The organism is Variovorax defluvii, from assembly GCF_039541515.1.
GTDB classification, from domain to species: Bacteria; Pseudomonadota; Gammaproteobacteria; order Burkholderiales; family Burkholderiaceae_C; genus Variovorax; species Variovorax defluvii.
The window spans coordinates 237,085-257,727 of record NZ_BAABGJ010000002.1; the positions used below are offsets into that span (position 1 = coordinate 237,085).

Annotated in this window: 17 protein-coding genes; 8 read left to right on the forward strand and 9 right to left on the reverse strand. The window is 68.1% G+C overall.

What is annotated here, in order from left to right; all coding sequences use genetic code 11:
- Positions 1 to 78 precede the first annotated feature (78 nt).
- The 3 genes from ABEA07_RS02525 to shkS all read left to right on the forward strand — a co-directional run bounded on the left by ABEA07_RS02525 (position 79) and on the right by shkS (position 7,140).
- Positions 79 to 513: a CBS domain-containing protein gene (locus ABEA07_RS02525; RefSeq protein WP_345535660.1), complete on the forward strand. Its 435-nt coding sequence runs from the start codon at positions 79 to 81 to the stop codon at positions 511 to 513.
- Positions 514 to 644: 131 nt separating this feature from the next.
- On the forward strand, positions 645 to 5,483 hold the full coding sequence (locus ABEA07_RS02530) for an NAD-glutamate dehydrogenase (protein ID WP_425584065.1): 4,839 nt from the start codon (positions 645 to 647) through the stop codon (positions 5,481 to 5,483).
- A gap of 220 nt (positions 5,484 to 5,703) precedes the next feature.
- Positions 5,704 to 7,140 carry a surface-behavior sensor histidine kinase ShkS gene (gene shkS, locus ABEA07_RS02535; RefSeq protein ID WP_345535663.1) on the forward strand — a complete coding sequence of 479 codons (1,437 nt, stop codon included), beginning with the start codon at positions 5,704 to 5,706 and terminating at the stop codon, positions 7,138 to 7,140.
- Positions 7,141 to 7,332: 192 nt separating this feature from the next.
- Here shkS and ABEA07_RS02540 read toward each other — a convergent pair whose 3' ends face one another.
- Positions 7,333 to 7,857: an FKBP-type peptidyl-prolyl cis-trans isomerase gene (locus tag ABEA07_RS02540; RefSeq protein WP_345535664.1), complete on the reverse strand. Its 525-nt coding sequence runs from the start codon at positions 7,855 to 7,857 to the stop codon at positions 7,333 to 7,335.
- A 14-nt stretch (positions 7,858 to 7,871) separates the two neighbouring features.
- Between ABEA07_RS02540 and ABEA07_RS02545 the strand changes: the two genes are divergently transcribed.
- The 3 genes from ABEA07_RS02545 (at position 7,872) to ABEA07_RS02555 (ending at position 9,879) form a co-directional block, all read left to right on the forward strand.
- Positions 7,872 to 9,011, forward strand: coding sequence for a JmjC domain-containing protein (locus tag ABEA07_RS02545; protein WP_345535665.1), 1,140 nt, complete (start codon positions 7,872 to 7,874; stop codon positions 9,009 to 9,011).
- 7 nt (positions 9,012 to 9,018) lie between these two features.
- On the forward strand, positions 9,019 to 9,507 hold the full coding sequence (locus tag ABEA07_RS02550) for a hypothetical protein (protein ID WP_345535666.1): 489 nt from the start codon (positions 9,019 to 9,021) through the stop codon (positions 9,505 to 9,507).
- A 90-nt stretch (positions 9,508 to 9,597) separates the two neighbouring features.
- The gene (locus ABEA07_RS02555; protein WP_345535668.1) at positions 9,598 to 9,879 is read left to right on the forward strand and encodes a hypothetical protein; all 282 of its coding nucleotides are present in this window, start codon (positions 9,598 to 9,600) and stop codon (positions 9,877 to 9,879) included.
- An 84-nt stretch (positions 9,880 to 9,963) separates the two neighbouring features.
- Here the strand turns inward: ABEA07_RS02555 and ABEA07_RS02560 are convergent, their stop codons facing one another.
- The 8 genes from ABEA07_RS02560 to ABEA07_RS02595 form a co-directional block, all read right to left on the reverse strand.
- Positions 9,964 to 10,743, reverse strand: a complete 780-nt coding sequence (locus tag ABEA07_RS02560; protein WP_345535669.1) for an MBL fold metallo-hydrolase — start codon at positions 10,741 to 10,743, stop codon at positions 9,964 to 9,966.
- A gap of 4 nt (positions 10,744 to 10,747) precedes the next feature.
- Positions 10,748 to 11,827, reverse strand: coding sequence for an NlpB/DapX family lipoprotein (gene bamC / locus ABEA07_RS02565; RefSeq protein ID WP_345535670.1), 1,080 nt, complete (start codon positions 11,825 to 11,827; stop codon positions 10,748 to 10,750).
- A 115-nt stretch (positions 11,828 to 11,942) separates the two neighbouring features.
- A complete protein-coding gene (dapA, locus tag ABEA07_RS02570; RefSeq protein WP_425584066.1) occupies positions 11,943 to 12,839 on the reverse strand; it encodes a 4-hydroxy-tetrahydrodipicolinate synthase in 897 nt (298 codons plus the stop codon).
- A gap of 53 nt (positions 12,840 to 12,892) precedes the next feature.
- A complete protein-coding gene (locus ABEA07_RS02575) occupies positions 12,893 to 13,435 on the reverse strand; it encodes a class I SAM-dependent methyltransferase (RefSeq protein WP_345535707.1) in 543 nt (180 codons plus the stop codon).
- Complete coding sequence (locus ABEA07_RS02580) at positions 13,432 to 13,572, reverse strand: hypothetical protein (protein ID WP_345535672.1); 141 nt, start codon at positions 13,570 to 13,572, stop codon at positions 13,432 to 13,434. The genes ABEA07_RS02575 and ABEA07_RS02580 overlap by 4 nt, the downstream gene beginning before the upstream one ends.
- Positions 13,573 to 13,582: 10 nt before the next feature.
- Entirely contained in the window at positions 13,583 to 14,803 is a 1,221-nt protein-coding gene (locus ABEA07_RS02585; protein WP_345535674.1) for an MFS transporter, read from the reverse strand.
- Between the two features lie 88 nt (positions 14,804 to 14,891).
- Entirely contained in the window at positions 14,892 to 16,868 is a 1,977-nt protein-coding gene (locus ABEA07_RS02590; protein WP_345535675.1) for a hypothetical protein, read from the reverse strand.
- A gap of 26 nt (positions 16,869 to 16,894) precedes the next feature.
- Positions 16,895 to 17,383, reverse strand: a complete 489-nt coding sequence (locus ABEA07_RS02595) for a CesT family type III secretion system chaperone (RefSeq protein WP_345535676.1) — start codon at positions 17,381 to 17,383, stop codon at positions 16,895 to 16,897.
- Between the two features lie 175 nt (positions 17,384 to 17,558).
- Here ABEA07_RS02595 and ABEA07_RS02600 point away from each other — a divergent pair, with 175 nt between their 5' ends.
- Both ABEA07_RS02600 and ABEA07_RS02605 read left to right on the forward strand, forming a co-directional pair.
- Positions 17,559 to 19,535 (forward strand): DNA topoisomerase IV subunit B, encoded by a 1,977-nt coding sequence (locus ABEA07_RS02600; RefSeq protein ID WP_345535677.1) that lies wholly within the window; start codon positions 17,559 to 17,561, stop codon positions 19,533 to 19,535.
- A gap of 148 nt (positions 19,536 to 19,683) precedes the next feature.
- On the forward strand, positions 19,684 to 20,610 hold the full coding sequence (locus tag ABEA07_RS02605; RefSeq protein WP_345535679.1) for a lytic transglycosylase domain-containing protein: 927 nt from the start codon (positions 19,684 to 19,686) through the stop codon (positions 20,608 to 20,610).
- Positions 20,611 to 20,643 lie beyond the last annotated feature (33 nt).

Sequence of the window (20,643 nt, forward strand, 5' to 3'; positions counted from 1 at the left end):
AGATCAGAAGGAGGCTTGCCGAGCCCGCCGCGCTTGTGCTCTCATGCATGACGCAAGACCTATCCGGAGAGACAAGCGATGAAGACAGTGGCAGAGATCCTCAAGGAAAAAGGCAGCCAGGCCGTCCACAGCATCGGGCCCGACGCCTCGGTGTTCGAAGCGGTCGCGCTGATGGCGCAGAAGAACATCGGCGCCCTGCTGGTGATGGAGGGCGATCGCATCGTGGGCATGCTCAGCGAGCGCGACTATGCGCGCAAGGTCGTGCTGATGGCGCGTTCGTCCAAGGACACGAAGCTGCGCGAGATCATGACCAGCTCGGTTATCTACGTCCATCCCTCCCAGAGCACGGAGGAATGCATGGCCGTGATGACCGAGAACCGCGTGCGGCACCTTCCCGTGCTGGACGACGACGGCAAGCTGGTCGGCCTGGTCTCGATCGGTGACCTGGTCAAGGGCATCATCTCGGAGCAGAAGTTCATCATCGAGCAGTTGCACAACTACATCGCCGGCTGAGGCGCCGGGGGGGGCCGCGTTCGCGCGCGGCCCGATCGCGCAGTCTCCGTCCGGGCGCGCCCCGGCGCAAGTCATGTTTCGGACCGCATTGCGATGTAGATTACGGCGGCCAACCGGAGACAAGCATGCTGATGACCACGCAGACGACGGAAGCGGCGCGCAGGGCAGAGCGCCTGGACGAAGTGCAGCAGCTGGTGCGCACCCGGCTGCCGGCCGAATCGGTGGAGGCGCTTTCCGACTTCGTCCAGCGCTACTTCGGCCAGGTCGCCCCGGAGGACCTGGGCGAGCGTGCGGTGGCGGACCTGTACGGGGCGGCGCTGTCGCACTGGCACTTCGCCCGCAAGCGCGAACCGGGCCGGCCCAGGCTGCGGGTCTTCAATCCCACCATCGCCGAGCATGGCTGGCAGTCGACCCACACCATCATCGAGATGGTCAACGACGACATGCCCTTCCTGGTCGATTCCGTGACCATGGAGGTCAACCGGCACGGCCTCACGCTGCATCTCATCATCCATCCGCTGGTCGCGGTGGAGCGGCACGAGGACGGCGCGCTCAAGGGACTGGCGGCCGAGGCGGGCGCATCGCCGTCGGCCCGCCGCGAGTCCTTCATCCACGTCGAGGTCGACCGCGTGCCGGAGCCCGCGCGCATGGAGGCGCTGGCGGCCGACCTGGAGCGCGTGCTCGACGACGTGCGCCTGGCCGTGGCCGACTGGCGTCCGATGCAGGAGCGCGTGCTGGCCATCGTGCAGGGCCTGGATGAGCGCGCACCGCCCCTTCCCCCGCAGGAGCTGGCCGAGGGCCAGGCCTTCCTGCGCTGGCTGGCGGACGAGCACTTCACCTTCCTCGGCTGCCGCAGCCACGAGCTGGCGCGGGTGGACGGCGAGGACGTGTTGAAGGTCGTGCCCGGCTCCGGCCTCGGCATCCTGCGCGAGGCGCCCTCGCAGCCCGGCGGGGCTTCCGCCTTCGCCGCGCTGCCGCCGGAGGTGCGTGCCTATGCGCGCCGGCCCGAGCTGCTGGTGGTGACCAAGTCCACCTCGCGTTCGACCGTGCACCGGCCTGGACACCTGGACTACGTGGCCGTCAAGCGCTTCGATGACAAGGGCGAGGTGTGCGGCGAGGACCGCTTTCTCGGCCTCTTCACCTCCACCGCCTACAGCGCCAACCCGGCCGACATTCCCTTGCTGCGCCGCAAGATCGCCAGCGTGGTCGAGCGCGCCGGCCTGGCGGCGGGCAGCCATTCGGGCAAGGCCCTGCTCAACATTCTCGAAACCTACCCGCGCGACGAGCTGTTCCAGACCGGCGACGACGACCTGCTGCAGACCGCGATGGGCATCCTGCACCTGGGCGAGCGGCAGCGCTTTCGCCTGTTCGTGCGGCGCGATCCCTTCGAGCGCTTTCTCGCCTGCCTGATCTATGCGCCGCGCGAGAACTACACCACCGAGCTGCGCCAGAAGTGGCAGGAGATCCTGGTGCGCGAGTTCAACGGCACCGGCTCCGAGTTCAACGTGCACCTGTCGGAATCGGTGCTCGCGCGCATCCAGATCACGGTGCGCACCAAGCCGGGCCACATCCCCTTCTTCGACGTGCGCGAACTGGAGGAGCGCCTGGTCGCCGCGGCCCGGCGCTGGGACGACGACCTCAAGGCCGCGCTGATCGAGGCCAACGGCGAGGCCCGCGGCAACGCGCTGTTGCGCCGCTTCGGCGCCGCCTTCCCGGCCGGTTACCGCGAAGAATTCGCCGCGCGCGTCGCCGTGCACGACATCGAGCTGATGGCCAAGCTGGGCGACGACCAGCCCCTGGGCATGAACCTCTATCGCCCCCTGGAGGCGCCGCCGGACACGCTGCGCTTCAAGGTGCTGCGGCGGGGAGAGCCGCTCACGCTCTCGGCCAGCCTGCCGATGCTGGAACGGCTGGGCATGAAGGTGCTGGACGAGCACCCCCACCGCGTGGCGCCGCAGGGCGAGGCGCCGATCTGGGTCCACGACTTCGGCCTCAAGAGCGCCACGGGCGACGCCGAGGTCGAGGTCGACTCGCTGCGGCCGGTCTTCGAGGAGGCCTTCGCCGCCGTGTTCGCGGGAGAGATCGAGAACGACGATTTCAACCGCCTGGTGCTCGCGGCCCGCCTGCCGGCGCACGAGATCGTGGTGCTGCGGGCGTACGCCAAGTACATGCGGCAGGCCGGCTTCTCGCTGTCGCAGAGCTTCATCGAAGCCACGCTGGCCGCGCATCCCGGCATCGCACGTGCACTGGTGGAACTGTTCAAGCTGCGTTTCGATCCGGAGGCCGGCCCCGATGCCGCGGCGCGCGAAGCGCAGAAGGTGGGCGAGATCGAGTCCGCGCTGGATGCGGTGTCCAACCTGTCGGAAGACCGCGTGCTGCGCCAGTACCTGGCGCTGATCCAGGCGACGCTGCGCACCAACTACTGGCGCCGCGATGCGGCCGGACGGCGGCGCGGCTTCCTGTCCTTCAAGTTCGACGCGGCCAAGGTGCCGGACCTGCCGGCGCCCAAGCCGCTGTTCGAGATCTTCGTCTACTCCACCCGCTTCGAGGGCGTGCACCTGCGCGGCGGCCGGGTGGCGCGCGGCGGCCTGCGCTGGTCGGACCGGCCGGAGGACTTCCGCACCGAGGTGCTGGGCCTGGTGAAGGCGCAGATGGTGAAGAACACGGTGATCGTTCCGGTCGGCTCCAAGGGCGGCTTCGTGCTCAAGCGGGCCCCGTCGCCCGCCGACCGCGACGCGTACATGCGCGAGGGCGTGGCCTGTTACCAGGACTACCTGCGCGGCCTGCTCGACATCACCGACAACCTCGCGGGCACGGCGGTCGTGCCCCCGCCGCAGGTACGGCGCCACGACCCGGACGACCCGTACCTGGTGGTGGCGGCCGACAAGGGCACGGCCACCTTCAGCGACCATGCCAACGGCATCAGCAAGGAGTACGGCTTCTGGCTCGGGGACGCCTTCGCATCGGGTGGCTCCATCGGCTACGACCACAAGGCCATGGGCATCACGGCGCGCGGGGCCTGGGAGTCGGTCAAGCGCCACTTCCGCGAGATGGGCATCGACACCCAGACCACCGAGTTCACGGTCGCGGGCATCGGCGACATGTCGGGCGACGTGTTCGGCAACGGCATGCTGCTGTCGCGGCACATCCTGCTGGTGGCGGCCTTCGACCACCGGCACATCTTCCTCGACCCCACGCCGGATGCCGCGAAGAGCTTTGCCGAGCGCGAGCGCCTGTTCAAGCTGCCGCGCTCGTCCTGGGCCGACTACGACGCCTCGATGATCTCCGAGGGCGGCGGCGTGCATCCGCGCAGTGCCAAGTCGATCGCGCTCACGCCGCAGGTCAAGCAGGTGCTGGACATCCAGGCCGATGCGCTGACGCCCACCGAGCTGGTCCATGCCATCCTCAAGGCGCCGGTGGACCTGATCTACAACGGCGGTATCGGCACCTACGTCAAGGCCAGCGGCGAAACCCACGCGCAGGTCGGCGACCGTGCCAACGATGCGCTGCGCGTCAACGGCCGCGAATTGCGCTGCAAGGTCTTCGCCGAAGGCGGCAATCTGGGCTGCACGCAGCTGGGCCGCATCGAGTTCGCACGTGCCGGCGGTCGCATCTACACCGACGCCATCGACAACTCGGCCGGGGTCGACACCTCCGACCACGAGGTCAACATCAAGATCCTGCTGGGGCTGCCGGTCACCGAGGGCGAGCTGACCGAGAAGCAGCGCAACGCCATCCTGCCCGAGATGACGGACGACGTGGCGGCCCTGGTGCTGCGCGACAACATCTTCCAGACGCAGGTGCTGTCGGTCACCGGCCGCATCGCGCCGCAGCTGCTGGACGCGCAGACCCGCTTCATGCAGTACCTGGAGAAGGCCGGGCGCCTCAACCGGGCGATCGAGTACCTGCCCTCCGACGAGGAGCTGGCCGAGCGCCGGGCCCAGGGGCAGGGCCTCGCGAGCCCCGAGTGCGCGGTGCTGCTGGCCTACAGCAAGATCTGGCTCTACGACGAGCTTCTGGAATCGCCGCTGCCGGACGATCCCTGGGTCGCGACCGCGCTGGAGCGCTACTTTCCCGCCCTCATGCGCGAGAAGTTCGCGGCCTGGATGCCGCGGCATCCGCTCAAGCGCGAGATCATCGCGACCCACGTGACCAACAGCACCCTCAACCGCGTGGGCAGCACCTTCGTGCACCGGCTGGTCGAAACCACCGGCGCTCGCGCCTTCGAGGTGGTGCGCGCCTACCTGCTGTCGCGCGAGATCTTCGGCATGGTCTCGCTGTGGCAGTCGATCGAGGCGCTGGACAACCGGGTCGACGACGAAGTGCAGTCGCGCATGCTGATCGACACCAGCCGCCAGCTGGAGCGCGGCACCATGTGGTTCCTGCGCTCCAGGCGGCTGGCGGAGGACATGGCGTCGACCATCGAGTACTTCCAGTCGAACGTGACGACGCTGTCGGCGCGGCTGCCGCAGCTGCTCGATGCCGACGAGCGCGCGCGCGTCGAGGCGGCCGCGGCCCAGTACACGGCCAAGGGCGTGCCGCGCGAACTCGCCGACCGGGTGCTGAACTTCGGCTCGCTCTATGCCACGCTCGACATCGCCGAGATCGCCGGCAGCGCGCGCTGGCCGGCGGAACGGGTGGCGGCGATCTACTTCGACCTGGCCAACCGCCTGGGCATGCCCTGGCTGCGCGACCGCATCTCGGCGCTGCCAGGCGACCAGCACTGGCAGGCGCTGGCCAAGGCGGCGATGCAGGACGACCTCTCGGGGCTGCAGCGCGCCATCACCGGCGCGGTGCTGGCGGGCGGCGGCGAGGGCGAGTCGCCGCAGGCCCGGGTCGAGGCATGGCAGTCCGGCAACGGCCGCACGCTGGAGCGCGCGGCGCAATTGATGGGCGAGCTGCGCGCCGTGGCTGCGCCGGATGCCGCGATGCTCGCGGTGGCGCTGCGCGAGCTGCGGGCGCTGGCTTAGCGCAGAGGGCGTCCTTCAAAGGCAGGGCAGGATGGTGCGGGCCATGGAGGCGGTTAAGATCGCAGCCAGACCGCGATCGCGGGCGGGGCCTGGCCCCGCTTCGGGCAGCGGGTCGATCCGGATTTCTTTGGCGGCGTGCCTGAGAGCCGCAAGCAGGGGCCCCTCGAACAAGGGGCTTTTTTTATGGCCGAAATGACACGGGGAGAGAGGAACCGCGCGCATGGTGGGTAATTCGTCCTTTGCCGGGCTGGGCAATTCGTCCTTCGCCAGCCTGACGCCTGCACCGGCCTCGGCCGACGAGGCGGAGCCGTGGGTCCGCGGCGAGCTGATCCGCAGCCTGATGCGCGCCTCGCGCGGCTCCTACCTGCTGGCAGCGGCGCTGATGCCCGCCATGGTCGGGTTGAGCTGGGGCCATGTGCCGCCGTGGCAGCTCTTCACCTGGCTGGCCATCGGCATCGTCGCCACGGGCTGCCGCATCTGGGGCGAGCAGGTCTATGGCCGGCACTATGCCGACCGCGACTCGGCCGCGCAGCAGTACTTCGTGGAGCGCTACCGCTACCTCTGGAGCGCCAGCGCCTTCGCATGGGGCCTGTCGATCCTGATCTTCTTCGAGCGCACGCCGCTGGTGAACCAGTTCATGAGCTGGCTGATCGTCGCGGGCGTCGCCACCTTTCCGCTCAACGGCCTGGCGCTGCATCCGCCGCTGCTCAAGCGCTACGTCAACACGCTCTTCGTCACCATGCTGGTGGCGATCGCGTTCCGCGTGATCGAGCTCAATTTCGAGCGCCCGCATTTCCATTACGGCTTTCTGCTGCTGCCCGGCCTGCACTGGTGGCTGCTGCTGCGTGCGGGGCGGCGCATCCACGAGACGGCGCGCAACAGCTTCGAGCTGCTTTTCCACAACCACATCCTCATCAACTCGCTGACCCAGCAGCGCCAGGCGGCGGTGTCGGCGGTGGCGATGAAAAACCGCTTCCTGGCCAGCGCGGCCCACGACATGCGCCAGCCGGTGCTGGCGCTGTCGCTCTACGCCGACTGGCTGCGCAACGAGCCGGAGCTGGTGGCCGACATCGCGCCCAAGATCGTGCGCGCCACGCATGCGGTCAATGCGCTGTTCGACTCGCTGTTCGACCTGGCGCGCATCGACTCGGGCCAGGTGCGCCTGCACATCGAGCGGGTGGACGTGGCACAGCTGCTGCACGACCTCGAACTGCAGTACCGGCCGGTGGCCGAGGCCAAGGGCCTGAGCTTCCGCATGCACGTGAGTTCGGGGACGGTGCTGACCGATCCGATCCGCGTGCGCCGCATGATCGGCAACCTGCTGGCCAACGCGATCAAGTACACGGCCGAGGGCGGCGTGCTGCTGGCCTCACGCCAGACGCGCGACGGGCTGCGGGTGGAGGTGTGGGACACGGGCATCGGCATCGCGCGCGAGCACCTGCGCGACGTGTTCCTGGAGTTCTACAAGGTGGCCGACCATGCCGGCACCTCGGACGGCTTCGGCCTCGGCCTGGCGATCGTGGCGCGCCTGTCGCATGCGCTGGGCCACCCGGTCAGCGTGCGCTCCAGGCTGGGCCGGGGCAGCGTCTTCCGGGTGGCGCTGCACGATGCGGACGAATCGCAGGCGCAGACGCGCATCTCGGGCGCGGTGGGCTAGTCCACTGAAACACTGAAATCGACTGGTGCAGTCCACCCGATACGGGCGCGCTGCGGCGTTGCAAATGCTCGCGATACCGACCGGTATCGCTGCGCTTTGCGCCTTGCATCGCATCCCGTCTCGGGCGGCCCTCACCATTCATTTCAATGTTTCAGTGGACTAGGGCGATGAAAGAGGGGCCGTCACCGCGGCTCAGTGCAGCGTGTCGCTGCCCGGCGCCATGTTTGACACCTTGAAGAATCCGGTGCCGGCCGTCCCACGTCCGATCTCTTCCTCGGTGGCTTCGCGCACGGACCGCACGGTCAGGTCCAGCCGCAGGGCGATGCCGGCCAGCGGATGGTTGCCGTCGAGCACCAGGTGCTCGGGATAGATCTCGCTCACGGTGTAAATCGTGTCCTTGGGCATGTCGGGGTTCACGCCCGCCGGCAGCGCGGCGCCGTCGAAGGTCATGCCTTCCTCGATGCCCTGCGGGAAAAGCGCCCGCGGCTCGAGGAAGAGCAACTGGTCGTTGAAGTCGCCGAAGGCCTGCTCCGGCTCCAGCTGGAGCTGCACGCGCGCGCCGGGCCCGTGGCCCATCAGGGCGGCTTCGATCGCTGCGAAGAGGTCATCGCCGCCGATCAGGAACTCGACCGGGTCCTCCAGCACGTCCAGCACGTCGCCGAGGGTGTCCTTGAGCGTCCAGGTGAGGGCCACCACGCATTGTTCAGAGATTTCCATACGAGAATTCTCCCATGGAGATCGACAGACCGATGGCCTTGCTGGGCGGCCTCAGTGCCTCGCGATTCATGCGGCGGCACTGGCAGAAGAAGCCCCTGCTCGTACGGCAGGCCATTCCCGGCATGGTGCCACTGATCGCGCGCGAGGAGTTGTTCTCGCTGGCCGCGCGGGAGGACGTGGAGTCGCGGCTGATCCGGCACGGCAAGACCGGCTGGACGCTCAGGCACGGGCCGCTGGCGCGACGGGCCATGCCCTCGCCGAAGCAGCCGGCGTGGACCTTGCTGGTGCAGGGCGTCGACTTGCATCACCAGGGCGTGCATGAACTGTTGCAGCAGTTTCGTTTCGTGCCGGATGCGCGCCTGGACGACCTGATGATCAGTTACGCCAGCGACGGCGGCGGCGTGGGCCCGCACTTCGACAGTTACGACGTGTTCCTGCTGCAGGCGCACGGGCGGCGGCGCTGGTCGATCGGCCGGCAGCGCGACCTGCGCCTCGAGCCCGGCGTGCCGCTCAAGATCCTCTCGCACTTCGAGCCCGAGCAGAGCTTCGTGCTCGAACCCGGCGACATGCTCTACCTGCCGCCGCGTTATGCGCACGACGGCGTGGCCGAGGGCAACGACTGCATGACCTACTCCATCGGTCTGCGCGCGCCGGCCGCCGCACCCCTGGGCGCGGACCTGCTGGCCCGCATCGCGGAGGCACGGGCCGAGTTGCTGCAGGACGCGCCGGCGGTTGCGGCCGTGCACTATCGCGATCCGACGCAACCGGCGGTCGACGGCCCGGCCGAGATGCCGGCCGCACTGCAGCACTTCGCGCGCAAGGCCGTGCTGGCCGCGCTGCGTGACCCCGATGCCATCCCCCGCGCGCTCGGCGAGTCGATGACCGAGCCCAAGCCCACTGTCTGGTTCGAGGGAGGTGAAGTGCCGGGGGAACTGCGGGGCGTGGCCTTGGACCGCCGCACGCGCATGCTGTACGACGCACGCCATCTCTACATCAACGGCGAGAGCTTCCGCGCCTCGGGTCGCGATGCACGGCTCATGCGGCGCCTGGCCGACCAGCGTGCGCTGGGGCCGCGCGACCTCGCCACGGCCAGCGAAGATGCGCGTGCGCTGCTGGAGGACTGGTGCGAAGCGGGGTGGCTGCATGCGCAGTGAAGAGCCCTTGCACGCCGCACTGCCCGAGGGCGCCTTCGACGGCCCCCGTGCCTTCGAGGCGCACGTGCGCGACGTGCTGGCCGCCGCCGCACGCGAGAACTGGCGCGAGATCGTGCTCTCGGACGCGGACTTCGCCGATTGGCCCCTGGGCGAGCGCGCCATGGCCGAAGCCTTGCAGGCCTGGTCGGGCGCAGGCCGCAGCTTCACCATGCTCGCGCACAACTTTGGCGTGTTCGAGCGCACGCATGCTCGCTTCGTCCACTGGCGCCGCATGTGGAGCCACATCGTCGATTGCCGCGCCTGCGATGGGTCGGGCCTGCCGCAGGTGCCCAGCGGCATCTGGACGCCGAACTGGTTCCTCTCGCGCATCGACATGCAGCGCGTGCGTGGTGTCTGCAGCCGTGAGCCCGAGGGTCGCCGTGCATTGCGCGAACGCATCGAAGAGTGCCTGCGCCATGCGAGGCCGGCTTTTCCTGCAACGACATTGGGCTTGTAAGCCAATGCCGCGAATCGCGGCACAAGAAGCTGCGCGCGCAGGGGTGCGGTCTAGAATTTTTTCTTTGAGACCCACCAAAGGAGCCTTGTAATGAAAAAGTCAATCCTGCTCGCCTCGATGACTGCCGCCGTGGCACTTGCGGCCTGCGGCAAGAAGGAAGAGCCGGCCCCGGCCGTCGTGACGCCGCCGCCCGCTGCAGTGACGCCCGCACCTGCGCCCGCACCGGCACCCGCGCCGGCACCGGCACCGGCCGCCTCGGCGCCCGATACGTCGTCCGCGGCGCCTGCGCCTTCACCCAGCTCGCAGTCGGCACTGGACGCAGCGAACGCCGCGACCGATGCGGCCAAGAAAAAGGAAGAGACCAAGCAGTAGTGGCCAGGCCGTATCGACCGAGCGCTCGGCTGCGAAGCCCAAGAAAAGAGCCGCCTGGCGAGGGCGGCTCTTTTTATGGCGGGTTCATTGCAATGCCAGCCACGGCGAGCCTTCGGCCGCGGTCGCGGTCAGCATCTCGTCCTCACGCGCGCCGAGCGCCAGGGCCATGGCGCGGCGGACGATCTCGGGCCGGTTGTTCTGCAGGCTCAGGTGCGCGGCCAGCAGATGCCGCAGTCCCGCGTGGTGCAATGCGCGTGCGATGGCTGCAGCTGCGTCGTTCGACAGGTGGCCGTAGTCGCCGCCGACGCGGCGCTTCAGCACGTAAGGGTAGGCCGAACTCGACAGCATCTCGCTGTCGTGATTGAACTCGAGCAGGAGCGCATCGAGCGCGGCCAGGCGGGACAGCACGTAGGGCGTCGCATGACCGAGGTCGGTCAGCACGCCCAGGCTGCGCGCGCCGTCGCCGATGCGCAGCTGCAGCGGCTCGCGCGCATCGTGCGGCACGGTGAAGGGCTGCACCAGCAGGTCGCCGACCACGATGTCCATGCCGTCGCGCGCGAAGTGCATGCGCCCTTCGTAGTCGCGCTCGCCGTTGGCACGCCAGGTGCCCTCGCTCATCCACACCGGGATGCCTTCGCGCCGCGACAGCGCCCGCGCGCAGCCGATGTGGTCGCCATGCTCGTGCGTGATGAAGACCGCATCGATGTCGCAGGCCGAGAGGCCGGCGCCTGCGAGGCGCACGTCCAGCTGCTTGAGCGTGAAGCCGCAGTCGATCAGCAGGCGCGAGACGCGGCCGCCGCTGGTCGCCTCGACCAGCGTGGCATTCCCGGTGCTGCCGCTGCCCAGACTGCGAAAGCGCAGCATGCGCTCAGCGCAAATCGTCGGCGATGACCTGGACGATGCGCTGGGCGTTGGCCGAGGTGTCGGCGGCGCCCGTGTCGTTCTGCACCGACACCGTGCTCGCTTCGCCCTGGCCCTTGACCAGGATGCGGTACTTCAGCGGCGCCTCGGTCTTGCTCGAGCTGAACATCTTGGCGAAGAAGCCCGGCTCCTTCTTGTCGGGGTTCGGCGGCACGTAGCGCACGAAGTAGACGCCGGCCGCGCGGTCGCGGTCCTCGACGGTGAAGCCGGTGCGGTCCAGCGCCAGGCCGACGCGGCGCCAGGCGCGGTCGAAGTTCTCGTTGATCTGCACGACCGGCTGGCCGTCGACCGTGGCCACGCGGGCGGTGCGGGCCGGCGCGCTGGTCTGTGCGATCAGCTTCGACTGCTCCTGCGAGACGCCGAGCTTGACCATCAGGCGGCGCAGGAACTCGGTTTCGAGTTCGGGGTCGCTGGGCCGCGGCTGCCAGACGGTCTGGTCCTGGCGCGTGTTGTTGTAGACCTCCTGCATGCCACGGTGGCTGATGAAGATCTCGCTGCCGCCGCTGGGGCTGCGCTCGATGCGGGTTCTGAAGCGGTCGAGCTCGCCCGTGGAGTAAATGGCATCGACCAGCTTGCCGAGCGTGCCGCGGATGACGTCCTGCGGCAGCTTGGCGCGGTTCTCGGCCCAGTCGGTTTCCATGATGCCGAGGTTGCGCTGGTCGGTGGTCAGCAGGAAGCCGTTTTCCTGCCAGAAATCCTTCACCGGTTCCCAGAGCTGGTCGGCCGGGCGGTTGACCACGATCCAGCGCTGCGTGCCCGAGCGCTCCATCCGCACGTCGCCCATGTTGAGCACGGCCGTGGGAATGCTCGGGGCGTTGGCCGCGCCAGCCTGGTAGGCATTGGCCGAGACGGCGTTGCCGGGGATGGCGTAGCGGTTCTCGCGCGACAGTTGCGTGAGATCTGGCGGGACTTCCAGCGAGGGGGCCTTGCCGGCGCTCTTGTAGTCGATCTTGTCGCTCTCGAGGACCGAGCAGGCGGCGAGGCTGGCCACCAGGGCCAGCAATGCGAATCGCGAAATGGTGTTCAACGTCGTCTTCCTTGGGAATGTTTGGCGCGATCGGCGGCGGCAGCGCCGTTCATGAGAGCGCCGGCATGCCAAAAGGTTGCCGGAGTTCGTGGACGGCAGGCCAAGATGAAGAAGGTCAGTCCTTGAGCAGGCCGCTGGCACGCAGGGCGGATTCGACCACGGGGCGGGCGGACTCGGCGAGTTCCGTCAGCGGCAGCCGCAGCGCCCCGCCACACAGGCCCATGCGCGCCATCGCCCACTTCACCGGGATCGGGTTGGGCTCGACGAACAGGTGGCGGTGCAGCGGCATCAGCTCGAACTGGATCTGCATCGCCCGCCTGGCGTCGCCAGCGATGGCGGCCACGCACAGCTCATGCATCTTGCGTGGCGCCACGTTGGCCGTGACGCTGATGTTGCCCTGGCCGCCGCACAGCATGAGTGCGACCGCGGTCGGGTCGTCGCCGGAATAGACGGCGAAGTGCTTCGGCACCTCGCGGATCAGCCACTGGGCGCGCTCGATGTTGCCGGTGGCTTCCTTGATGCCCACGATGCCGGGCACCTGCGCCAGGCGCAGCACCGTGTCGTGCGCCAGATCGGCGACCGTGCGGCCGGGCACGTTGTAGAGCACGATGGGCAGGTCGCCCACCGCCTCGGCGATGGCCTTGAAGTGCCGGTACTGGCCTTCCTGGGTGGGCTTGTTGTAGTAGGGGACCACCTGGAGCTGCGAATCGGCGCCCACGCCCTTGGCGAACTTGGCGAGCTCGATCGCTTCCTGGGTGGAGTTGGCGCCGCAGCCGGCCATCACGGGCACGCGGCCGCGGGCCTGTTCCACCGAGACACGGATGATCTCGCAATGCTCCTCGACGTTGACCGTCGGGGATTCCCCGGTGGTGCCGACCACGCCGAGGCAGTCGGTGCCTTCGTCGATGTGCCAATCGATCAGCCGGCGCAAGGCGGGATAGTCGACGCTGCCGTCATCGTGCATCGGCGTGACGAGCGCGACGATGCTGCCAGTCAGTTGCTCCAAGGGGATCTCTTTGTAGGTTGCCGAAAAGCAGCCATTCTACTGACTGCCCTGTCCGGGGCTCAGAGGGGGTAACGCGGGGGGGCGGAGGCGGCCCCCGGCAGCTCCCGGACGGCGGCGATGCGTTGCACGAAGCGGTCGGGCGCCGGCAGGAAGCCGTCCTCGTAGGCGACCACCCGCAGCCCGGCGCAGGCGTGCAGCAGTTCGCCCGGCCGCAGCAGGAAATCCGGCCGCGAGGGCTTGCCGACGCTCTCGTTGCCCGCCGCGAAGGTTTCGTATAGCAGAACGCCGCCAGGCGCGACGGCCGCCACGATATCGGGCAGGCGCGCGCGCCAGAGGTAGTTGGTCACGACCACCACGCCGAAGGACTGGCCGGCCAGGGGCCAGGGACCGTCCTCGATGTCGGCCAGCATGGTCCGGCCGAAGCGCGAGGCCGAGGCCAGCGCGTCGGGGGCGTGGTCCACCCCGGTCACCGCCAGGCCGCGCTCGGCGAACCAGCGCATGTGGCGGCCCGGGCCGCAGGCGACGTCGAGCACGCTGGCGCCCGGCGCGGCCAGGTGGGACCAGCGGACGACCCAGGGAGAAGGGGGAAGGTCGTGGTTCAGAAGCAGGCCCAGAGCTGATCGACCAGCGTCACCAGGAACGCCGGCCGGGTGTAGAGGGCGAACACGCCCAGGAGTGCCAGCGCCGCCGCGCCCAGGCAGGCGGCACGGACGAAGTGAGGGCGGATGCGCGGCGGCATGGCAGGGTGCTCAGGCCGGTTGGGGGGCCGGGCGCGCGATCGCACCCTCCCGCACCGGCAGGTTGACCAGCGCCGCGAACACGCCCAGCGCGATCGCGATGTACCAGACGATGTCGTAGCTGCCCGTGGTGTCGTACAGGTAGCCGCCGAGCCAGACGCCCAGGAAGGAGCCCACCTGGTGGCTCAGGAACACGAAGCCGCCCAGCATCGACAGGTGGGCGACACCGAAGATCTGGGCCACGATGCCGCTGGTGAGCGGCACGGTGGACAGCCACAGGAAGCCCATGACGGATGCGAACAGGTACACCGACAGCGGCGAGATGGGAGCGAGAAGAAACACGGCGATGGCGGCCGCGCGGCCCAGGTAGATGGCCGCCAGCAGCTTGCGCTTGGCCAGCCGGGCGCCCAGTTCGCCCGCGATGTAGGTGCCGAACACGTTGAACAGGCCTACCAGCGCCAGCGCATAGCTGGCCACTTCGGGAGACAGCCCGCGGTCGCGCAGGTAGCTGGGCAGGTGCACGCCGATGAACACCACCTGGAAGCCGCAGACGAAGTAACCGGCCATCAGCAGCACGAAGCTGGGATAGCGGAAGGCCTCGCGCAGGGCCTGTGCGATGGTCTGGTCGCGGTGCGCGAGCGCGCTGGCGCCGTGGCGCGGCTCGCGCAGCCCGAAGGCGAGCGGCACGATCATCAGCACCAGGGCGGCGAGCACCAGCAGCGCGTTGTGCCAGCCGAGCCCGGCGATCAGCCGGCCTTCCACCGGCACCATGAGGAACTGTCCGAAGGAGCCCGCTGCGGCGGCCACGCCCATGGCCCAGGAGCGCCTGGCGACCGGGATCTGCCGCCCGATCACGCCGTAGATCACCGCGTAGGTGGTGCCGGCCTGGGCGGCGCCGACCAGGATGCCGGCCGTCAGCGCGAACACGAAGGGGGTGGGCGACAGCGCCATGCCGGCCAGGCCCAGCCCATACAGCACCGCCCCTGCCACCAGCACCCGGAAGGCGCCCCATTTGTCGGCCAGCATGCCGGCGAAGACGCCGATCACGCCCCAGGCGAGGTTCTGGATCGCGAGCGCGAGCGAGAAGCTCTGGCGTGTCCAGCCATGCTCCTGCGTGATCGGCTGCAGCCAGAGCCCGAAGCCGTGGCGGATGCCCATCGAGAGGGTGACGATCATGGCGCCGCAGAAGAGGACCTGCTTGAGGGAGAGCGGCTGCTGGTGGGAGGCGTGCATCCGAAGGAATGTATCCAAAAGCGGAAGGCCGCGCCGGGCGCGGTGGTGACATGCACTGATGACATTTCCGCGCTCGCTGATGCCCGGTTCACATCAGTGAAGCCTTCGGGGGCCGCAAAGTCAATGGGGGCTCTAGAAGCATGTTCGCGTGCTTCCCTTCCGGCTCCAGGCCCACCCTGCGCATCACGCGCTTGATCGCTTCCCTTGCTTCGGGACCCACGGCGAGATAAGTCGTCTTCTTCTCAGGCTTGATATAGCCTTGCGAGTGGTGATACATGAACATCGCCTGCTCGAAATACGGTGTCACGGCGGTTTGAGGCGCACCTTCCGCCCGCTTCCCGGCATTGGCCTCCGTGCTGAACTCGATCACGATGACATCCTCTGCTTCTCTGTAGCCGAGCGCTGGATCGAGGACGCCGTTCGCGACTGCAGCACGGACCAGGGGATCGATCTTGCCCTGCAGTCCCGTGCTCATGTCCCACTGGCACGCTGCGATCAGGGCAAAGTAGCTGCCAGGCTTCAGGCGCACGTCCGGGCAGAGCAGCGCGTCGATGGTCCGATGTAGCGCAGCGCCGTGCCCGTATTGCTTGCAGATTTCGATCATGGCTGTGCAGAGCGCCAGCTTGGGCTCGAATTCGGAGATGACGAGTTTCTGAAACGCCGCTCTGGCGTCATCGAGCCGCCCAGCGCCGAAGCATCTGCGGATCAACTCGCTGCACGCATCAACGTCGGGAAAGGATCCGCCTTCACCCATCTCGTGAAGCACACTCAACGCAACGTCGATCTGTCCTCGTTGCAGGCATCCGACAAAGGCCGCGCCGCCGCACTCCAGCCATCCGAGGTTTCGCGTCCCGTCAAGCCTGACGCCGTCCACGGGAGCCAAGCCAATTTCTCGCATGCAACGAGCAACCACGATCTTGACGTCAGGGTCGCTCAGTGAAACATGGAACCGGGTATTGGGTCTGATCGCCCCTCGCGAGTGGTGAAACTTGAACAAGGCGGCGACGGCGGCTCGGTACCCCCTTCCGCTGTAGCGCCCCACAGACGCGGTCGCCAGTGCTTCGTGGCGAAAGTCGATGGTTTCGTTGTTGCGGTCGTGGCCATGGCCAGCCTTCACGATGTTCTGCTCACCCATCGCAGCCTCGCGGAGTAAATCATCGGCCAGGTCCGGCCGACCGAGCGTTTCGCAATCGTTGAGAAGATGGCCCAGGTCGGAGAGATCCGTCATGAGGCCCAGGCTCGCCAGTTCGTGAAGTATCTCGCCTGGTTGCAAGCGGACCAAACGCTCATGGGGGTAGTTGTCAAGCGCAGACGTGCGGACCTGCCAGTCGGGTGCGAGACCCACCTCCCTCATCTGGACGAGGCATGCCGTGGTGACTTCCCATGACGCCTTTCGAAGACACGTCGCGGTGAACTTGCGAAGGTCGTCTTCGTTTTGCTTTCCTTTCTTGAATTGGCCGCACTCTGCCGCATTGCGTGCGAAGCCGTCCTTGTGCATCTGTGCGTAGACGTTTTCCAGTTGCTCAGCCATCGCATGCCTCCTGCAAGCCTGCGCGAGGATGTGGTAAGTAATGGCGTCGGGCAAGGCTCCGTCGTCGCGCATTTCTCCGAGTGCCTGCAACGCTTCTTCGACCCTGTCGATTGCCACGCAGCGCGAGATCAGGGCCGTATGGACTTCGGTGTTGGGGGAAATGCCGGATCGCCTCAATCGTTCCAGGGATGCCCAAGCATCACGCAGCGAGTAGGTGCGCATTGCTACGGTGGTCTGCTTCAGCACTTCGACCGCGGTGAGTCTGCCCTCGTCGTATTCGGCACAGATTCTGGCGTTCGGCGCGGCTCGCCAGTTGATCGTGGCCTCGGGTTTCAAAGGGGCCGAGGTTGCCGTGGGTTGCCGATCGCAGAGTTCCACATGCACTTTGTCGGTGTACCTGTCGCGCATGGAGGTTTGAATATGCGAAGGCACGTGCGTCATGCTCGGAACGCCGCCGCATCGCTTGCGCTTGCCCGTGCCTGACGTATCGCGCACGGCATGAGTCCCGCTGCTGTTGCTTGAATTGGCTTTCATCCTTGTGTCCTACGTTCGCAGTCGCTTCACGCGAATCGAGTCCAGGCGGACAGGCCCTCCGCATCAGCGCCTTCCTGCCGCACACTGTCGCCGATCAGTTCGCCGTGCCGCCGCCACTGGTGCGCCTGCCTCGCGACCTCCGCCATTTCCGACTTGAGCGCGCCGATGTCGACATCCAGAGTCTTGCGCGCGTAGCAGGCCAGCTCCTGGGTGCGCGCATCGATGCAGTACGTCGCGTGCTCGCGCATCTTCGAGGCATTGCGCTCGAGCAACTCGCGCAGGGACTGCGCCTCGGCGTTCGGCGGCACGACCCCGAACACGCAGTACACGAACAGGCAGTGGTCGCCGCCAAAGGGGTCGTAGCCGATGCTGAAGGCGACATCGTCGACGTGGGCCTTGAACGCCACCGGCGTGTCTGCATTCGTCTCGTAGATCGGGGCTTCCCAGCCACAGTGCTCGTAGAACGCGCGAGTGAATTCGACAAAGCGCCGATGCGCTGCTTCTCTGGTTTGCATGTCTTTCCCTGTCCTTTGTTCAACCCGCGCGCCCTTGCAGCGATGGGGCGCTTTGCCGAGCGGTCTCATGGGCCTCGGCCGCCAAGCTTCGTAACGCACTGCATCACCCGGTTCCAACGCGGCGCGGACATGGCCAGACGGGTTTCATCAAATGCCAACCCTACAATCCGCCCCCATGGCGACTCCCAGCAAGACTCCCCCGGCCTATTCGGAAGGCTCGATCCGCGTGCTCAAGGGCCTCGAGCCCGTCAAGCAGCGCCCGGGCATGTACACCCGCACCGACAACCCGCTGCACATCATCCAGGAGGTCCTGGACAACGCCGCGGACGAAGCGCTCGCCGGCTTCGGCAAGAAGATCAAGGTCACGCTGCACACCGATGGCTCGGTCAGCGTGGAGGACGACGGCCGCGGCATCCCCTTCGGCCTGCATCCCGAAGAAAAGGCGCCGGTCGTCGAGTTGGTCTTCACCCGCCTGCACGCCGGCGGCAAGTTCGACAAGGGTGCCGGCGGCGCCTACAGCTTCTCCGGCGGCCTGCACGGTGTGGGCGTGTCGGTGACCAACGCGCTGTCCACGCGCCTGGAGGTCCAGTCCTTCCGCGAGGGCTCCGCCGCGCGCATCGCCTTCGGGGCCGGCGACGTGGTCGAGCCGCTGCAGGTCCGCCCCATCGACAGCGGCGAGCGCCGCCAGGGCACCACGGTGCGCGCCTGGCCCGATGCCAGGTACTTCGAATCGGCCGCGCTGCCGGTGGGCGAGCTCACGCACCTGCTGCGCAGCAAGGCCGTGCTCATGCCGGGCGTGGCGGTCACGCTGGTGGTCGAGAAGACGAAGGAAACGCAGCAGTGGCTCTACAAGGGGGGGCTGCGCGACTACCTGATGCAGACGCTCAACGGCGACCCGGTGATCCCGCTGTTCGAGGGCGCGGGCCATGCCGACAAGAACGCCGACAACTTCGCCGAGGGCGAGGGCGCCGAGTGGTGCGTGGCCTTCACCGAGGAAGGCCAGCCGGTGCGCGAGAGCTACGTCAACCTGATTCCCACCAGCGCTGGCGGCACCCACGAGAGCGGGCTTCGCGACGGCCTGTTCAACGCGGTCAAGAGCTTCGTCGAACTGCATTCGCTCATGCCCAAGGGCGTGAAGCTGCTGCCGGAGGACGTGTTCGCGCGCGCCTCCTACGTGCTCTCGGCCAAGGTGCTGGACCCGCAGTTCCAGGGCCAGATCAAGGAGCGGCTCAACTCGCGCGATGCGGTGCGCCTGGTCTCCAGCTTCGTGCGCCCGGCGCTGGAGTTGTGGCTCAACCAGCACGTCGACTACGGCAGGAAGCTGGCCGAGCTGGCCATCAAGGCCGCGCAGACGCGCCAGCGCGCCGGCCAGAAGGTGGAGAAGCGCAAGGGCTCCGGCGTGGCCGTGCTGCCCGGCAAGCTCACCGATTGCGAGAGCAAGGACGTGGCCCACAACGAAGTCTTCCTGGTCGAGGGCGATTCCGCCGGCGGCAGCGCCAAGATGGGCCGGGACAAGGAAAGCCAGGCCATCCTGCCGTTGCGCGGCAAGGTGCTCAACACCTGGGAGGTGGAGCGTGACCGGCTCTTCGCCAACACCGAGATCCACGACATCTCCGTCGCCATCGGCGTCGATCCGCACGGGCCGGACGACTCGCTCGATCTCTCCGGCCTGCGCTACGGCAAGATCTGCATCCTGTCGGACGCCGACGTGGACGGCTCGCACATCCAGGTGCTGCTGCTCACGCTCTTCTTCCGGCACTTTCCGAAGCTGATCGACGCGGGCCACGTGTACGTGGCCAAGCCGCCGCTGTTCCGCGTCGATGCGCCGGCGCGCGGCAAGAAGCCGGCCTCCAAGATGTACGCGCTCGACGAGGGCGAGCTCACCGCCATCCTCGACAAGCTGCGCAAGGACGGCGTGCGCGAGGGCGCCTGGACCATCAGCCGCTTCAAGGGCCTGGGCGAAATGAGCGCCGAGCAGCTGTGGGAAACCACGCTCAACCCCGACACCCGCCGCCTGCTGCAGGTGCGCCTGGGCCGCTTCGACCTGCAGGGCACGCAGGGCGAGATCACCAAGCTGATGGGCAAGGGCGAGGCCGCGGCGCGGCGCGAGCTGATGGAGCTGCGCGCGGACGACGTCGAGGTCGACGTCTGAGATCGACTGCCGGGGGCCCTGCGCGATGGGGCTCCGGCCGCCGCGCGGGCGACCCTGCGCCCGGTGACCTCTTGTTGCCATTGCTCGAGGGGACTTGCGCCCTCTTCGCGCACGGGTCCGTGCGCATCGACGACAATCCGCCCCGGCGATGAACCCCAGACACGCTCCCGGCCGCTGGCAGCGGCTCCCGCTTTATCTTTTCCTGGCCCTGTGTGCGTGGCTGCCGCTGGCGCACGCCTCCGACATCTTCGGTTACATCGACGAGAAGGGCACGGCCCATTTCGCGTCGGAGAAGCTCGACGAGCGTTACCAGCTGTTCTTCCGCGGCGGCCAGGCTTTCGACACGGCGCAGGGCATCGGTCCGTTGGCACGCAGCCGCGCGGGCGCGGTCGACGGCAAGGTGCCGCGCGCATCGCAGTCGCTGCTGGCCCTGTTCGAGGCCTCGCCCAGCTACCGACCTGCGCAGAAGGCCTTGCGCGAGGCGGCGCAGCGGCACGACATCGACTATGAGCTGCTGCAGGCCCTGGTCGCGACCGAATCAGGATTCGATGCGCAGGCCGTATCCCCCAAGGGCGCGCGCGGCCTGATGCAGCTGATGCCCGCAACGGCACAGCGCTACGGCGTGGGCGCCGACAAACGGGGCTCGATCGAGAAGAAGCTCTTCGATCCCGCCATCAACATCGGCGCCGGCACGCGCTACCTGCGCGACCTGATCGCGATGTTCCCCGAGGACATCTCGCTCGCGCTCGCGGCCTACAACGCGGGCGAGGGTGCGGTGCAGCGCGCGGGCAACAAGATTCCGAACTACCGCGAGACGCAGAACTACGTGAAGACCGTGCTGCAGCTCTATGCCTATCTCAAGCCGTCCGCTGCCGCGGGCGGTGGCAAGGCCCCGGGGCGCGTTCGCATGGAGCTCGCGGCGCCGCGTGGCGGCGCGCTGGGGCGCGGCAACCTGCCGTCGTCGCCGGGCCCGATGCCGGCCTTGCCGGACTTGGCGCAGGCCTCGCAGGCCGCGGCCGAAACGGATGCCGACCCGGCATCGCTGAAACTCTCGAACCGACTCTCTCGACAGTAACGGAGGCGCCGCCCTGGCCTTCGGCGGCGCCGC

What these genes read in the sequence shown, in the direction of transcription:
- shkS (WP_345535663.1), top strand. Translation starts at nt 5,704, where the DNA reads ATGGTGGGTAATTCGTCCTTTGCCGGGCTGGGCAATTCGTCCTTCGCC.
- ABEA07_RS02605 (WP_345535679.1), top strand. Translation starts at nt 19,684, where the DNA reads ATGAACCCCAGACACGCTCCCGGCCGCTGGCAGCGGCTCCCGCTTTAT.
- ABEA07_RS02555 (WP_345535668.1), top strand. Translation starts at nt 9,598, where the DNA reads ATGAAAAAGTCAATCCTGCTCGCCTCGATGACTGCCGCCGTGGCACTT.
- ABEA07_RS02530 (WP_425584065.1), top strand. Translation starts at nt 645, where the DNA reads ATGACCACGCAGACGACGGAAGCGGCGCGCAGGGCAGAGCGCCTGGAC.
- ABEA07_RS02525 (WP_345535660.1), top strand. Translation starts at nt 79, where the DNA reads ATGAAGACAGTGGCAGAGATCCTCAAGGAAAAAGGCAGCCAGGCCGTC.
- ABEA07_RS02585 (WP_345535674.1), bottom strand. Translation starts at nt 14,803, where the DNA reads ATGCACGCCTCCCACCAGCAGCCGCTCTCCCTCAAGCAGGTCCTCTTC.
- ABEA07_RS02580 (WP_345535672.1), bottom strand. Translation starts at nt 13,572, where the DNA reads ATGCCGCCGCGCATCCGCCCTCACTTCGTCCGTGCCGCCTGCCTGGGC.
- ABEA07_RS02560 (WP_345535669.1), bottom strand. Translation starts at nt 10,743, where the DNA reads ATGCTGCGCTTTCGCAGTCTGGGCAGCGGCAGCACCGGGAATGCCACG.
- ABEA07_RS02600 (WP_345535677.1), top strand. Translation starts at nt 17,559, where the DNA reads ATGGCGACTCCCAGCAAGACTCCCCCGGCCTATTCGGAAGGCTCGATC.
- ABEA07_RS02540 (WP_345535664.1), bottom strand. Translation starts at nt 7,857, where the DNA reads ATGGAAATCTCTGAACAATGCGTGGTGGCCCTCACCTGGACGCTCAAG.
- ABEA07_RS02545 (WP_345535665.1), top strand. Translation starts at nt 7,872, where the DNA reads ATGGAGATCGACAGACCGATGGCCTTGCTGGGCGGCCTCAGTGCCTCG.
- ABEA07_RS02595 (WP_345535676.1), bottom strand. Translation starts at nt 17,383, where the DNA reads ATGCAAACCAGAGAAGCAGCGCATCGGCGCTTTGTCGAATTCACTCGC.
- ABEA07_RS02590 (WP_345535675.1), bottom strand. Translation starts at nt 16,868, where the DNA reads ATGAAAGCCAATTCAAGCAACAGCAGCGGGACTCATGCCGTGCGCGAT.